Source organism: Cyanobium sp. ULC065, assembly GCF_977927515.1.
Genome location: NZ_OZ376393.1, coordinates 864,723 through 878,756, shown reverse-complemented (window position 1 = coordinate 878,756; position 14,034 = coordinate 864,723). Strand labels below are relative to the sequence as shown.

The 14,034-nt window shown below is 67.8% G+C and carries 16 protein-coding genes; 8 read left to right on the top strand and 8 right to left on the bottom strand.

Annotated elements, in window-relative coordinates; translation table 11 throughout:
* Nucleotides 1-26: 26 nt before the first annotated feature.
* Nucleotides 27-1,697 carry an L-aspartate oxidase gene (gene nadB / locus ACXMDP_RS04140; RefSeq protein ID WP_399233423.1) on the top strand — a complete coding sequence of 557 codons (1,671 nt, stop codon included), beginning with the start codon at nt 27-29 and terminating at the stop codon, nt 1,695-1,697.
* A 109-nt stretch (nt 1,698-1,806) separates the two neighbouring features.
* Here the strand turns inward: nadB and ACXMDP_RS04135 are convergent, their stop codons facing one another.
* A complete protein-coding gene (locus ACXMDP_RS04135; RefSeq protein ID WP_259730113.1) occupies nt 1,807-2,733 on the bottom strand; it encodes a vitamin K epoxide reductase family protein in 927 nt (308 codons plus the stop codon).
* Nucleotides 2,734-3,066: 333 nt separating this feature from the next.
* On the opposite strand from ACXMDP_RS04135, the gene rimO reads away from it, so the two are divergent.
* Together rimO and ACXMDP_RS04125 are read left to right on the top strand one after the other, a co-directional pair.
* Nucleotides 3,067-4,377 (top strand): 30S ribosomal protein S12 methylthiotransferase RimO, encoded by a 1,311-nt coding sequence (gene rimO, locus ACXMDP_RS04130; RefSeq protein WP_457767200.1) that lies wholly within the window; start codon nt 3,067-3,069, stop codon nt 4,375-4,377.
* On the top strand, nt 4,374-5,591 hold the full coding sequence (locus ACXMDP_RS04125) for an MFS transporter (protein ID WP_259730115.1): 1,218 nt from the start codon (nt 4,374-4,376) through the stop codon (nt 5,589-5,591). Before rimO ends, ACXMDP_RS04125 begins: the two co-directional genes overlap by 4 nt.
* 52 nt (nt 5,592-5,643) lie before the next feature.
* Here ACXMDP_RS04125 and petL read toward each other — a convergent pair whose 3' ends face one another.
* Nucleotides 5,644-5,760 carry a cytochrome b6-f complex subunit PetL gene (gene petL, locus ACXMDP_RS04120; RefSeq protein WP_233133140.1) on the bottom strand — a complete coding sequence of 39 codons (117 nt, stop codon included), beginning with the start codon at nt 5,758-5,760 and terminating at the stop codon, nt 5,644-5,646.
* Between the two features lie 118 nt (nt 5,761-5,878).
* On the opposite strand from petL, the gene ACXMDP_RS04115 reads away from it, so the two are divergent.
* Nucleotides 5,879-7,483 (top strand): B12-binding domain-containing radical SAM protein, encoded by a 1,605-nt coding sequence (locus ACXMDP_RS04115; protein ID WP_094514770.1) that lies wholly within the window; start codon nt 5,879-5,881, stop codon nt 7,481-7,483.
* A gap of 27 nt (nt 7,484-7,510) precedes the next feature.
* Here the strand turns inward: ACXMDP_RS04115 and ACXMDP_RS04110 are convergent, their stop codons facing one another.
* Together ACXMDP_RS04110 and ACXMDP_RS04105 are read right to left on the bottom strand one after the other, a co-directional pair.
* The gene (locus ACXMDP_RS04110) at nt 7,511-7,894 is read right to left on the bottom strand and encodes a DUF4346 domain-containing protein (RefSeq protein ID WP_259730116.1); all 384 of its coding nucleotides are present in this window, start codon (nt 7,892-7,894) and stop codon (nt 7,511-7,513) included.
* A gap of 16 nt (nt 7,895-7,910) precedes the next feature.
* Nucleotides 7,911-9,089, bottom strand: a complete 1,179-nt coding sequence (locus tag ACXMDP_RS04105; protein ID WP_259730117.1) for a GNAT family N-acetyltransferase — start codon at nt 9,087-9,089, stop codon at nt 7,911-7,913.
* 56 nt (nt 9,090-9,145) lie between these two features.
* Here ACXMDP_RS04105 and ACXMDP_RS04100 point away from each other — a divergent pair, with 56 nt between their 5' ends.
* Nucleotides 9,146-9,595, top strand: coding sequence for a hypothetical protein (locus ACXMDP_RS04100; RefSeq protein WP_259730118.1), 450 nt, complete (start codon nt 9,146-9,148; stop codon nt 9,593-9,595).
* Here the strand turns inward: ACXMDP_RS04100 and ACXMDP_RS04095 are convergent.
* Entirely contained in the window at nt 9,580-10,239 is a 660-nt protein-coding gene (locus ACXMDP_RS04095; RefSeq protein ID WP_259730119.1) for a dihydrofolate reductase family protein, read from the bottom strand. The genes ACXMDP_RS04100 and ACXMDP_RS04095 overlap by 16 nt on opposite strands.
* Nucleotides 10,240-10,277: 38 nt before the next feature.
* Nucleotides 10,278-11,201 carry a 6-carboxytetrahydropterin synthase gene (locus tag ACXMDP_RS04090; RefSeq protein ID WP_255101450.1) on the bottom strand — a complete coding sequence of 308 codons (924 nt, stop codon included), beginning with the start codon at nt 11,199-11,201 and terminating at the stop codon, nt 10,278-10,280.
* 62 nt (nt 11,202-11,263) lie between these two features.
* On the opposite strand from ACXMDP_RS04090, the gene ACXMDP_RS04085 reads away from it, so the two are divergent.
* A complete protein-coding gene (locus ACXMDP_RS04085; protein WP_259730120.1) occupies nt 11,264-11,878 on the top strand; it encodes a shikimate kinase in 615 nt (204 codons plus the stop codon).
* 11 nt (nt 11,879-11,889) lie between these two features.
* On the opposite strand, the gene ACXMDP_RS04080 is transcribed toward ACXMDP_RS04085, so the two are convergent.
* On the bottom strand, nt 11,890-12,159 hold the full coding sequence (locus tag ACXMDP_RS04080; protein WP_094514798.1) for a chlororespiratory reduction protein 7: 270 nt from the start codon (nt 12,157-12,159) through the stop codon (nt 11,890-11,892).
* On the opposite strand from ACXMDP_RS04080, the gene ACXMDP_RS04075 reads away from it, so the two are divergent.
* A complete protein-coding gene (locus ACXMDP_RS04075) occupies nt 12,158-12,943 on the top strand; it encodes a DUF6816 family protein (RefSeq protein ID WP_259730121.1) in 786 nt (261 codons plus the stop codon). The two genes, ACXMDP_RS04080 and ACXMDP_RS04075, sit on opposite strands and share 2 nt — an antisense overlap.
* Here ACXMDP_RS04075 and ACXMDP_RS04070 read toward each other — a convergent pair.
* On the bottom strand, nt 12,903-13,661 hold the full coding sequence (locus ACXMDP_RS04070; protein ID WP_259730122.1) for a glutathione S-transferase family protein: 759 nt from the start codon (nt 13,659-13,661) through the stop codon (nt 12,903-12,905). The two genes, ACXMDP_RS04075 and ACXMDP_RS04070, sit on opposite strands and share 41 nt — an antisense overlap.
* A 166-nt stretch (nt 13,662-13,827) precedes the next feature.
* On the opposite strand from ACXMDP_RS04070, the gene ACXMDP_RS04065 reads away from it, so the two are divergent.
* Entirely contained in the window at nt 13,828-14,034 is a 207-nt protein-coding gene (locus ACXMDP_RS04065) for a DUF751 family protein (protein ID WP_094514805.1), read from the top strand.

The following is a 14,034-nucleotide window of genomic DNA, read 5'->3' as shown; positions in this document are numbered from 1 at the left end:
TGGTCGGCGGGGGCGCTGCCGGCCTGATGGCCTGCCTGGAGCTGCCGAGTGAACTGAGGGTGCTGCTGCTCAGCAAAGAGCGGGGCCCGCGCTCTGCAAGCCGCTGGGCGCAGGGGGGTATCGCCGCCGTGACACGCCCCGAGGACAGCTTTGCCAGCCACCGGGAGGACACACTCAAGGCCGGTGCAGGGCTCTGTGATCCTGCGGCCGTGGAGTTGCTCGTTCATGAAGCCCCCCGCTGCGTGGAACGCTTGCTCCAGCTGGGGATGGATTTCGATCGGGATGGCGCCAGCCTCAGCACAACACTTGAAGCAGCCCACAGCCATCGCCGCGTGCTGCACGCCCAGGACCGTACCGGCGGCGCCCTGGTGGATGCGTTGGAGCGAGCGGTTGAGCGGCGTGCCCTGCTGGTGCGTTGCCAGGGGGTGATGGCGCTGCAGCTCTGGGTCGAAGCCGGCCGTTGCCAGGGGCTGCAGGTGCTGGAGGGCGACCAGGTGCGCTGGCTGCGTGCTGGGGCCGTGGTGTTGGCCAGTGGCGGCGGCGGACATCTGTTCGAGAAAACCACCAATCCCAGCCAGGCCACCGGCGACGGCGTGGGCATGGCCTGGAGGGCGGGAGCCCAGGTGCGTGACCTGGAGTTCGTTCAGTTCCACCCCACGGCGCTGATGCTCCCCGGCGCTCCTCACTTCCTGATCTCTGAGGCCGTGCGGGGTGAAGGCGCCAAGCTGCTCGACAGGCAGGGCCGCAGCCCGGTGCGCGCCCTGGCGGGCGGGGATCTGGCGCCTCGCGACCAGGTCAGCCGGGCGCTGGTGCGCACGATGCACGAGCAAGGTGTGGACCATCTCTGGCTCGATCTGCGCCCCATCGGCGGCGCACGGATGGAGAAGCAGTTCCCCACGATCCTGGCCCGTTGCCGCCAACTGGGCCTTGAACCGGCCGATACACCGATCCCGATCGCACCTGCGGCCCACTACTGGATGGGAGGCGTCAGCACTGACCTCAACGCCGCCACCAGCCTTACTGGCCTGTATGCCGTGGGGGAAGTGGCCTGTACGGGGGTGCATGGGGCCAACCGACTCGCGAGCAACTCGCTGATGGAATGTCTTGTGTTCGCCCGCCAGTTGAGCCGGATCCAGCTGAACGACACCTTCACGGCACCGCGCCCTGTTACTGCACGAAGTGGAGCTCCTGGGGCGATGTTGTTCTCCGGATCTGTGGGAAGCTTCGGGGGCAACGGGGCCGGGCCCGCCGGCGTGAGCCCCGAGCTAAGCCGCAGTGTGAGCGCTGAAACGATTGCCGCTCAGGTGGCGTCGCTGCGACGCCACTGCTGGCGGGTGGCCGGCGTTGAGCGACGCGGTACGGCCCTGCGTCAGGGCCTGGCGGCGATCCAGGAGCAACGCAGCGCGATGGAGAGGCTGGCTCTGCTGGCCGAGGTGGCGCAGCTGGCGCCTTCAGATCAGCTGGAACTTCCCGCTGACCAGCTGGGGCTGATCCGACCGCTGCAGGATCTGCTGCGGCAGCTGGAACTGGGAGAGCTGTTGATGGAGGCCGCCCTCTTTCGCACCGAAAGCAGGGGGGGGCATTTCCGCACCGATTGCCCCGGCTCCCAACCCTTCTGGCAACGCCACACCGTGCAGCAGCAGGGGCAGACGATCAGCACGGCGCCACTGGCGAAGGCCCTGGCCTTTGGCTCCTAGCTGTTCAGCCCCTGGCCTCAGCACCTCGAGCTTCAGGGACAGCAAGGGGAGCTTTGCTTTGGGGACAGCTCAGCAGTTGGTGGGCGGAGCCACCGCTCAGAAGTTAGGATCAAAAGTCAGTCGGTCCGGTGTAGCCAGAGGCATTGGCAAGGCCGGCGAGCGGCTTCACGCCGGATGTGATCTGGCCGCGGATCTCCCAGGAGGGGAAGCCCTGCACATTCTTCTCCTTGCAGAGGGCGGTCTGGCTGTTGGCGCCATCGGGGGCGCACTCAATGATGGTGAGCGATTTGGTCGCCTCCTTTCCGAACAGCTCCTTCTGCTCGTGGCAGTGGGGGCACCAGTAGGCCGAATACATCACCGCTCCCTCCGCCTTCAGGTGCTTGGCGAGGGCGATCGTGGCCGCCGTGCTGGGCCTGACCACTTCGGGGGGCATGCCCTGGGTGCTGAGGGCAGCCGGACGGTCGACTGAGGCGGCCCAGCCGAGGCCCGCCAGACCCACCACCAGCAGCACCAGCACACCGCGGAACACCAGCTGGCCAGGATCCTCCCAATCACCACCGATCAGGCTGAGCACCAAGGCTGAAACACTCAGCAGCGCGGAAAGCACGCAGAAGAAACAGAAGGCCTGGATCTTGAAGATCAGCAGGCCCATCAGCACCAGGCTGAACACCGACATGGCGCCGCTCAGCAGGAACAGGCCCCACCAGCTGCGACTCTGCAGGTCGCTGCCACGCTCGCCGCGCACCACCAGCGGCACCACGGCCAGCAGCAGCAAGGCCGCGTAGGCCAGAAAACCGAACAGGGAGAGGGGTTGGCCGAACAGGCTGCCCCAGACGCTGCTGAGCACCTTGTCGCAGCCATCCCCACCACCAGGACAGCTGAGGGGGCCGATCAGGCCCCAGCGCTTGAGGGTGATGGCACCGGTATCAATCACACCGACCGTGGCCAGCACGGCAATGGCCACCCGCGCCCAGCGGCTGCCGGCTTCACCGCGGCGACGGCTAGTGAGTCGGCTGGTAAGACGGGAGGGGGTCAAAGAACTGACGCACGCTTCAGCGATTGTGGCAGCTTCCGTTTCGGGGCGCCCACCGGCGGGCTGGAGGTCACCACCCGCCCATCTGAGCGCGGGGCGTGTGCCGGGGAACGGCTCTTCTCCCATAGGGTGTTCCATTGGCCCTTCGACGGCCCCGGTCTTCCCTCCCCCATGCGCCAAGCCGCCGTCAGGGCCGGCATCGATTCCTCGCTGGTCGGTTCCGCCCCTTCCCTCGCTCCGGATTCGCCGGCCGGCGCTCCTGTCGAGGCCAGCCGTCCGCCCACCGTGGCCTTCGCGCACCTCGGCTGCGAAAAGAACCGGGTGGACACCGAGCACATGCTCGGCCTGCTGGCAGAAGCCGGCTATGGCGTCAGCGCCGATGAGAGCGAGGCCTCGGTGGTGGTGGTGAACACCTGCAGCTTCATCCAGGACGCCCGGGAGGAATCAGTACGCACCTTGGTGGAGCTGGCTGAGCAGGGCAAGGAGCTGATCATCGCGGGCTGTCTGGCCCAGCACTTCCAGGAGGAACTGCTGGATGCCCTGCCGGAAGCCAGGGCGATCGTGGGCACCGGCGACTATCAGCACATCGTGGAGGTGCTGCGGCGGGTGGAGGCAGGCGAACGGGTGAACCGGGTGAGTGCCACCCCCACCTTTGTGGCCGATGAGCACCTGCCCCGATATCGCACCACCTCAGAGGCGGTGGCTTACCTGAAGGTGGCCGAAGGCTGCGACTACCGCTGCGCCTTCTGCATCATTCCCAAGCTGCGCGGCGATCAGCGCTCCCGCACGATCGAGTCGATCGTGGCGGAAGCGCAGCAACTGGCGGCTCAGGGGGTGAAGGAGCTGATCCTGATCAGCCAGATCACCACCAATTACGGCCTCGACCTCTACGGGCGTCCGCAGCTGGCGGAGCTGCTGCGCGCCCTCGGCGAGGTGGAGATTCCCTGGATCCGCGTGCACTACGCCTACCCCACGGGCCTGACGCCCCCGGTGCTCGCCGCCTACCGGGACGTGGCCAACGTGCTGCCCTACCTGGATCTCCCCCTGCAGCACAGCCATCCGGACGTGCTCCGAGCCATGAACCGCCCCTGGCAGACGAATGTGAACGGCGACCTGCTGGATCGCATCCGCGAGCTGCTGCCCGAGGCGGTGCTGCGCACCACCTTCATCGTGGGCTTCCCAGGCGAAACCGAGGAGCACTTCGAGCACCTGCTCCACTTCGTGACCACGCAGCGCTTCGATCACGTGGGGGTGTTCACCTTTTCGCCCGAGGAGGGAACGGCGGCCGCCGATCTGCCCGATGCCGTGCCCGCCGCCGTGGCCCAGGAGCGCCGCAACCGGCTGATGGAAGCGCAGCAGCCGATCGCCGCCGAACGCAACGGCGCCTGGGTGGGGCGGATCGTCGATGTGCTGATCGAGCAGGAGAACCCTGCCACCGGCGAACTGATCGGGCGTTGCGCCCGCTTCGCGCCCGATGTGGATGGCGATGTGCGGGTGAAGCCGGGCGAGGGCGGCCTGACCGCCTCCCCGGGCCAGATGGTGCCCGTGCGGATCACCGCGGCCCATCCCTACGACCTGGATGGGGAAGTGGTGGGCTCGGCGGCAATGGTGCTTCAGGCCCGAGCCTCGCGCGGCAGCAGCGATTGAAGAGCTGGATCCGGCGGCATCAACGCACCACCTTCCTGATCGCTTCAGGGTTGAGCACGGCCGGATCCTTCGCCGGCATCACGGCCAAGGCCTGGATCCTGATGGACGGCACACGCAACCCCTTGCTGCTGGCCGTCAATTTCGCGGCGCTGGCCCTGCCCAGCCTGCTGGTGAGCGGCCCGGCCGGGGTGCTCACCGACCGCCTCGGCAGTGAGCGGATCCTGGTGCTGTCCCAGTGGGGGCTGGTGGGCGGCGCTGCCCTCGGGGCGATCACCATTCCCCTGCTCACCGGCACAGCCCAGGTGGCACTGTTGATGCTGAGCACGCTCGTGGTGGGGCTCGCCAGCGCCTTTGAGCTCACGGCGCGCCAGAAGTACTGCGCCCTGCTGGTGGAGGAGCCCCAGCAGCTGGCCCCCTATCTGGCCAGTTTCGCGGTGGTCTTCAACGTGGGGAAGCTGGTGGGTCCACCGGTGGGAGGCATGTTGCTCGCCCTGAGTGGTCCGACGGCCACGCTCACGATCGATGCCGCCTCCTATCTGCTGCCGATCGCCACGGTGGTGTGGTTGCTGGCACCGCACCGGGACGCGGAGCAGCGCAGTGGCGGTGGTTCGGGCTCCAGCCTGGGAACTGCCTGGCGGGAGTGCGGGTCGCCGCTGCGCCACGTGCTGGTGTTCACCGGGCTGGCCTGCCTGGCGGTGTTCTTCCATCCGGGGCTGGCCCCATTGATCGCCGCAGAGGTGCTGGGGCCAAGCCCCCAGGAGCTCGGCCTGTTCACCAGCGTGCTGGCGGCCGGCAGCATCTGCGGAGGATTGCTGCTGCAGCGCCACAGCGCCTGGCTCAGCCGCCGCCCTTCCCTGCTGCTGGGTGGCGCCACACTGCTCACGGCCCTAGGCCAATTGCTGATGGCCGCGCCGCTGGGCAGCGGCTTCCACCTGCTCACCACCTTCCTGATCGGTGCCGGTACCGCCTGCCTGCTGGCAGGGAGCAGCCTGATCACGCAGGTGGCAGCCCCGGTGGTGCTGCGCGGCCGCATGGCCGGGCTGGCTCAGATCGCCTTTCTTGGGGGTGGGGGCCTCAGCGGTCTGCTGGCCGCGGCCCTCAGCCTGCGGGTGGGACTGCCCGCCACATTCGCCCTGATGGGGTCGGTGGGACTCACACTTGCCGTGCTGGAACTGGCCCGAGGTCGGGGACGGCTGCTGCTCCAGGAGGCCTGAGGGGCCTCAGAGCCGCTGACTGCCTTGAGCTGCTGAAGGCTGTGGTGTCGCCTCAGATCAGCTTGATGCCGCGCAGCACGGTGGTAAGCGCGAAGGCGGTGACCAGACCACCAGCCACGAGACCCAGATACAGCGCAATGCCCATGGCGATGGATGCGAAATCGTCCACCCATTAGAGCAGAACAAGCCTTCTTCCTTGAGGAGCCCCTAGGGTGGCTGCTACTCACGGCAGTTCCCTGCCGCCTCCAGCGGCGTGGGTTTCGTGTCTCCCCCTCACCCGGAACGGCATGCGCGCCCTGCTCATCTACCCGGAATTTCCCAAGACCTTCTGGAGCTACGAGAAGATCCTCGAGCTCGTCAATCGGAAGGTTCTGCTTCCCCCACTCGGCATGGTGACTGTGGCGGCCCTGTTGCCGCAGCACTGGGAGTTCAAGCTGGCCGACCGCAACGTGCGCGAGGTGACCGAGGCTGAGTGGGCCTGGGCCGAGCTGGTGATCATCTCGGGGATGATCGTGCAGAAGGCCGACATGGCCACCCAGATTGCCAAAGCCAAGCAGCGGGGCCTGCCGGTGGCCGTGGGCGGCCCCTTCGCCAGCTCCACACCCGACGCACCTGAGCTCGATCTCGCCGACTTCAAGGTGCTTGACGAGGGGGAGATCACCCTGCCGATGTTCATCGAGGCGATCGAAAGCGGCGCCTCCAGTGGCCGGTTCAGCTCCAACGGCGAGAAGCCGGATGTGACCGGCACGCCGATCCCGCGCTTTGACCTGCTTGAGCTGGATGCTTACGACTCCATGTCGGTGCAGTTCTCGCGGGGCTGCCCATTCCAATGCGAGTTCTGCGACATCATCGTGCTGTATGGGCGCAAGCCACGCACCAAGACCCCGGAACAACTGATCGCCGAACTTCAGTTCCTCTACGACCTGGGCTGGCGGCGTTCGATCTTCCTGGTGGATGACAACTTCATCGGCAACAAACGCAATGCCAAATTGTTGCTGCCTGCACTCAAGCAGTGGCAGATCGAACATGACTACCCCTTCAGCTTTGCCACTGAAGCCTCTGTCGATCTCGCCTCCGACGAGGAGATGATGCAGATGATGGCGGAGAGCCGCTTCGACAGCGTGTTCCTGGGCATCGAAACACCGGACGAAGCCAGCCTTGAAACGGCGCGAAAACTCCAGAACACCCGGAGTTCTCTGGAGGAGTCCGTCGACAGGATCACCTCGTATGGCATCCGGGTGATGGCTGGCTTCATCATCGGTTTCGATGGTGAAAAGACCGGCGCCGGCCAGCGCATCGTGGAGTTCGTGACTCGCACCGGTATCCCCGCCGCGATGATGGGCATGCTCCAGGCCCTGCCGAACACCGGGCTATGGCACCGGCTGGAGAAGGAAGGCCGTCTGATTCAGGACAAAGCCGCCGCCAAGGGCGTGAACCAGACAAACCTGCTCAACTTCGTGCCCACCCGGCCGATCCGTGACATCGCCAATGAATACGTCGATGCGTTCTGCGCGCTCTACGAGCCCAATGCCTACATGGACCGGGTGCACAGCTACTACCTCAAGGTAGGGGCGCCGCGCTGGCATCAGTTCCTGCGACCGTCGACAGGGTTGCCCAAACTTCCCGCCATGAGTGACGTGCGCGCCCTGAGCATCGTGGTGTGGAGGCAAGGCATCAGGCGCAACACCCGCACCCGCTTCTGGCGCTACATGCTCGACATCGCCCGTCGCAATCCGAGCCAGCTTGAGCAGTTCCTGGTGGTGCTGGCCCACAACGAGCACTTCCTGGAATATCGCAGCGTTGTGACGATGGAGATCCAAGAGCAGCTCAAGACACTGCCGCCCGAACTCCCTCCCGCCACCAGCGTGGAGAAGGAGCTGCAGCCCGCCTGAACTCCGGCAGGCTTCCCCCCCAGGGCTTCAATCCTGAACATACGGAAGCCCGCTGCGGAGGCAGGCTTCCGCCTTCTGCAGTTCGCGCCCGATATAGAGGGCGTGGTCGAGGCGACTGAGCGGCAACGGTTCCGTGCTTTCAGTGAGCCGGATGCCGAGTTCCTTGGCGCTCCGGCCCCGGTAGGTGGCCACTGGCGTGCGCGACCCGTTGCCGCGGCAGCTCAGCACCTCACCGGTGTCGGGGTCGGTGGCGAGGCCGCGATCATCGATGCCGTTGCTGTAGTGCTCGGCCACCAACTCACCAGCCACGGCATCCACCTTGATCAGGAAGTAGCCGGCGGGATCGAGGGCGATGGAGCGCTGCGACAGCCGGTCATCGAGGCTGTCACGCTCGCTGAGGAGAGTGTTCATCGGCTGATCGTAGGAATCAGGCCGCTGCCAGGGGCAACTCCCGCCGACAGAACGGCAGCTCCGCGTTGACGGCTTCGATCTCCTCCAGCAGCTGGGCGTTGGCCTGCGGCAGCCACTGGCGCACGAGGCGGTCGAAGCGGGGGTCGCTCCAGCGGTGCAGGCTGGCCCGCGGCTGAGCCACGAAGCCGCGGCGGCGCTTGTGGCTGCCGCCCGCACCGGGATCGAACCAGCGCAGACCCTGACCGATCGCCCACTCGATCGGGGCGTAGTAGCAGACATCGAAGTGCAGGTTCTCGATCTCCTCGTTGCTGCCCCAGTAGCGGCCCCACAGCCCTTCCTGGCTGCGGACGCACAGGGACATCGCCACCGGCACCAGCGGATCGCCGCGGTGGGCGCTGAACAGGACAAGGTCGTGGCGGAGGTGTTCGGCGGCGTAGCAGAAGAACTCCTCGGTGAGGTATTTGCTGCCCCAGGCCCCCCAGCGGGCGCAGTGCTGCTCATAGAAGCCATGCATGCGCTCCAGCATCACCGCCGGGATCTCCTCTCCCACCAGTGGGCTCACCGTGAGGCCGGCGTCTGCCACGGCGCGGCGCTCACGGCGGATGTTGCGCCGCTGGTTGGCATTGAAGCCGAGCAGATAGTCGTCGAAGCTGGCGAAACCGGGGTTGCTCCAGAGGCTCTGCTGGTTGAGCCAGGTGGCCCAGCCCGCGGCCTCCGCCAGCGGTTGCCAGCTCGGATCGACGTACAGCAGGTTGCAGCTCAACAGCCGCTGCTCCCGGCAGAAGTGATCGATCTCCTCGAGCATCAGGCGGGTGAGCGCGGCCTCGTCTTCGCCGGGGGCCATGTGAAAGCGGTACCCCTGCACCGGGCTCACCGGGCTCATCCCCACCAGCTTGGGGTAGTAGCGCAGGCCCATCTGTCCTGCGAGCTGCGCGAAGGATTGGTCGAAAACGAACTCCCCGTAGCTGTGGCCCTTCAGGTAGAGCGGCGCCAGGGCCACCAGCGCGTCGCCGCGCCACACCCCCAGATGGCAGGGTTGCCATCCTTGACGGGGAACGATGCTGCCGGAGGCCTCCAGACCATGCAGCCAGCGCCAGCTGAAGAAGGGGATCCCGGCAGCGCCGCAGAGTTCCTGCCACTGGATTTCGCTGAGCCCGGCCGTGGAGGGGTGCCAGCGGGTCTCAAGTTCAGCCATGCCGCCGGACCACGCTCGTGCATCGCGCCGGACGCAAAACTAACCACAGGAGCCGGATGACGGTGCGCCACCGAACCATCAAGGGTCATCCCCTGGCCAGGCTGTTGGGGCTGGGCCTGCTCGTTGCCACCGCCGGCAGCGGCCAGCCGGCGCAGGCGAGCCTGCTGCAGCCCCTGCTGCTGCTGATGCGTCCCCAGCTGGAGAACCGGCTGGCCGATTTGTGTGTGCGCCTGGGCGCAGGGGGCGAGGCCAGGCTGGAGCAGAGCCTGCGCCAACCCTGCCGCCAGCTGGCAGGGCCCGTGAGCACCTGCCTGATCCGGGAATCAGAAGCCACCGGTCGTACCCTGGGGGTGATCACCGAAATGGTGGGAGGCCGCTTCGGCGACGACAGCGAGGTGGTGGCGAAGCGCTGCGCCGCCAGGCTGCTGGGCCTGCCGCCCGAAAGCCTGAAGGATGTGTCGCTGGAGGATCTCGGGCGCCGCTTCAGCTCTCAGGGTTCCCCCTGATGGGAGGCCAGGGGAGCTGTGCGCCGGTAGCGCAACAGCAGTTCCCCGCCACCGAGGTCGCGGTGCTCCAACAGCTCCCAGGCCGAAGCCGCGCCGGGCGCCGCCGCCGGCAGCCAGCTGTGGGTCCCGCCCAGCAGGAGCGGGCACAGGGTGAGGTGCAGCTCGTCCACCAACTGGGCAGCCAGCAAGGCTCCCGCCAGTTCGGCACCCCCGAGCAACACCAGACGCTCCAGCCCCAGGGCGCGCAGCTCCGCCAGACAGGCGGGCCAGTGGCGCAGCTGCAGACGGCGCTCAAAGCCGGCAGGCAACGGCGCCAGCGGCTGAGCTGGGCCGGCGGCCTGCAGCAGCCAACGGCTCAGCGGCTGGCTGAAAAACGGCAACGAGGGCTCGAGCTGGCCGCTGCGGCTCACCACCACGGCCAGCGGCTGCGGTGAACGGCCCTGGGCGGCGCGCCGGGCCAGCAAGCCGGGCTCGCGGATCAGACAGGTGCTGCCGTGCACACGCAAGGTGCGGGCTCCAATCAGGCAGCCATCAGCCCAGCCGAGGGACTCTTCCAGCACAGCGCGATCGCCGGAACCGCCGAGCTGGGCAGCACCGCCCCCGGCGGGAGCCAGGCGGCCATCAAGGCTGATTGCCAGCACCAACCGCAGCTGGGGCAGCGGGAGGGTGGCGGCGGAGTGGCTCAGGCGCAGGCGAGGGCTTCGAGCGCCAGCGGGCGCATCTCCAGCTGCGGCACCTCGGCATAGACCTCGGCAGCGTTGTTGGGGCTCTCCTGCAGCCGCACCTTGTGGAGCGTGGCACCGGTGGCGGAAACGGGAGCGCTCAGCAGATCGGCGATGTGCAGCGCGATGTTCTCGGCGGTGGGCACGCAGTCGGCGAAATGGGGCACATCCTTGTTGAGGAAGGTGTGGTCGAAGGGCTCGACCACCAGGTCATTCACCAACCGCTGCAGCTCGGCCAGATCGCAGACCATGCCGGTGCGGGGATCGATCGCGCCGCGCACGGTGATGTCGAGCAGGTAGTTGTGGCCATGGCCGTGCGGGCGGGCGCACTTGCCGTAGATGGCTTCGTTTTCAGCCATCGAGAGCTCGGGCCGGGCCAGACGGTGGGCTGCGGCGAAGTGGGTGCGGATCGAGAGGAAGGCTTCCATGGAATCGCCGAGGACATCGGCCCAGAGGTTGGATTGCTCGTAGAGGCGCAGACCCACCACGGGGAGGTGGGGAGCCAGCCGCTGCCAGATCACCTGGCAGAGGGCTTCGGTGGTGGGCAGGCGGCCCTCGGGCCGGCGCAGATCGAACTCCGGCCAGCACGCGTTGAGGAACCGGAAATCGAGCGCATCGGTGACCTCACGCCGGATGGCGTGCTTCACCTCGGAGAGGTTGAGCACCATGCCGTCACCATCGAGCGGGCCAGCCATCGCCACGATCAATTCGTAGTTGTGGCCATGGCCGGGAGCCAGGCTGCAGCGGCCGAAGCGCTCCTGGTTCTGCTCGGGCGTGAGTTCAGGCAGCGAATACAGATGGCTGGCACTGAAGGTGGCCCTGCGGGTGATCACGCAGCCGCGGCCGCGGCCATGGCGCTGGGATCTGGTGGCAGGTGCCGTCATCACCGGAAAGCCTCAGGAGTCATCCTAGGGATCTCCTCCCTGCATCGTTCCAACTCCTCACCATGTCCGCCTCCCCTGCGCATCCGCACCAGGCCCTGAGGAAACGGCTCAGCGGCATGAACATCTACCTGATCGGGATGATGGGGGCGGGCAAGAGTTCCGTCGGCCGGCCCCTGGCCGAAGCGCTCGGCTACCGCTTCATCGACGCCGACCAGGTGATCGAGGCAGCGGCCGGACGCTCGATCGCCGCGGTGTTCGAAACCGATGGAGAAGAAGGGTTCAGACAGCTGGAAACGCAGGTGCTCGGCAGCATCGCCAGCTGGCACTCGCTGGTGGTGGCCACCGGCGGTGGGGTGGTGACACGGCCGGCCAACTGGGGACAGCTGCGGCAAGGCGTGGTGGTGTGGCTCGATGCCCCTGAAGGACTGCTGCTGGAGAGGCTCGCCGCCGATCCCACCCCCCGCCCGCTGATGCAGAGCGTGGATCCGAGCGCTCGGCTGCGGGAGTTGCTGCAGCAGCGCCGGCCGCTCTATGCCGAGGCCGATCTGCAGGTGCTGCAGGACGGCCGCGCGCCGCAGACCGTGGCCGACCAGCTGCTGGCGGCCCTTCCCGCTGTGCTCAAGGAGCCGCCGCAGCCGCCGGAAGCACCTGAGGGTCCGTCAGATCCGGCCTCCTGAACCCGGGGGACTCAGTCCGGGCGGCTGGGTGCCTCCAGCCGCACCGCGAACCATTGCACAGCCACGCCCGGCTCCACCTCCAGCTCGCAGGCGGTGTCGAGCAGGCGCTGGGCGCGGGCCGCATCACTGGGCAGGTGGGCGAGCTCGGCCGGTGGTGTGGCCATGGCGGCCAGGGTGGTCTCCAGCCAACGCAGCGTTTCAGCGGCCGTGAGACAGGTTTCCGCAGCGGACGGCTCCAGCACCACGTAATGATCGAGTTCGCGCAGCAGGGGATCGGACATGGCAGCCGCACTGATGGGCCCCATCCTGGCGGTGCTGCTGGCGATCTGGCCCCCGGTTGCTGCCTTGGGGCTGGACGCGGGGACGGGTTTGAACCCTGCCGGGGGTGGAGTGCTGGCGGAACGGCTGGCCGACTGGCCCGAGTGGAGCCTGCCGGCGCCGTTGCCGCGCCCCGGCCGCCGCGACCTGGTGTACCCCGACGTCTTTGAAGGCACCTGGGAGGTGCGCAGCGAGGAGGTGGCGCCCGGCAGCATTGCTCCACTGACGTATCGGGTGCGCTTCGCGCGCAACCGGCGCGGCGAGCTGGTGGGGGATCGGGCCTTCAATGCCGCCCAGGTGGGCAAGGCGCTGCTGGGACCCCAGTTGCTGACCGTGGCCAACGACCCGGCCAACCCCAACCGGCAGCTCGCCACTCTGCAAGGCGATCTGTCACTGGAATCCACGGTGGTGGGGCGGCGGACCGAGGCGGCAGCTGGCGACCCTTTCATCGCCGATGAGCTGGCCCTGCAGGTGGTGCATGGCCCCGGCGGCACCCGGATCAGCCGGGTGGAAACCCTCACCCGCTACGAGCTGGCTGCGCTCCCGTCAGGTCCTGGGCCCAGCGGCACCGCGAGCAGCGCAGGGTTCGATCAGCCAGGCCGCTTACGCGCGCTGCAGTGGCAGGCCACCTACCCCTCGCCGGAGGACGGGCTGGCGGCCGTGCCGCTCAGCACCCACCGCTTCAGCCTGGATCTGCAGCGGATTCCTACGACGCCGCTGCCGGCGTCTGAGGGTCAGGTGAGTTGACCGGTTCAGGCTGCCGACCCACCTCGGCGTAGATGGCGTCACGCCAGCGGAACAGCCCCTCCAGCAGGGGATGGTCCGCCACACCGGCGACGCCGCGGCCCGCCAGCGGCGCACCGGCGCTGGCGGGAAACAGCAGCAACGACAACTGGGCCGCCACCGCCAGATCGGCCAGCGAGAGCTGATCGCCGATCAGGTAAGGGTGGCGGCTCACCAGCGCCGCCAGTTGCTCAAGGTTGGTCTGCAGTTGCTGGCGCTCCGAGCGGCCCATCACCTCGCCGACGCCGGCGAACAGATCCGCCGGCAGGGCACCCAGCAGGGAGCGCAGGGGGGCCGGGGTGGCGTCGGGCAACAGGGCGCCGCGCACCACGCTGTCGGTGCCCATCGCCTGCAGGAGGGCCATGCGGCCTCCGGCCGCCAGCGCCGTATCGGCCCAGTCTTCGAGCAGCAGCACCTGGGCGCGGGCGCGGGGGTCTACCGGCAGCAGTGAGGGCGTGGGGTAGTGGGCCTCCAGATGCAGAGCGATCGCGGAGGAATCGGCAATCACCTCAGTGCCGTCCACCAGCACCGGAACCTGGCGCTGGCCAGAGAGGCGGAACAGGGCCAGCTGGCCGAAGCCCGGCGTGACCTCGACCACGGTGTAGTCCAGCCGTTTGGCGGCCAGAATCAGCCGCACCTTCTCGCAGAAGGCGGAATGTCTGAACTGGTGAAGTTCCAGCATCGGCGGCCCTGACCCGGTGGCGGCAGAGTAGCCATCGAAACGAGACCCGCGTGCAGATGGGTGCGTCGGCTTCGGCTTCAGCACCCCCTGAGCCAGGCCCAGGCCCGCGCCTCACTGCCCCGCACCCCGCGCCCCTGCTCCTCACCATCGTTCCAAGGCCTGCCCCATGAAAGAGTTCTTCCTCAACGTCACGCGCTACCCGCGTTATCTGATCGCCTTCAGCCTCGGGGTGTTCAACTCGGTGCTTGAACCGCTGGCCCGGCGGCGCAGCAACCCGGTCACCGCCGTGGCGCTGGTGGGGGCGCTGGTGAGTGGGCTGGTGAGCCTTTCGCTGGTGCTGCGTGCGATGGTTGGCTCAGCACCACTGGCTTAG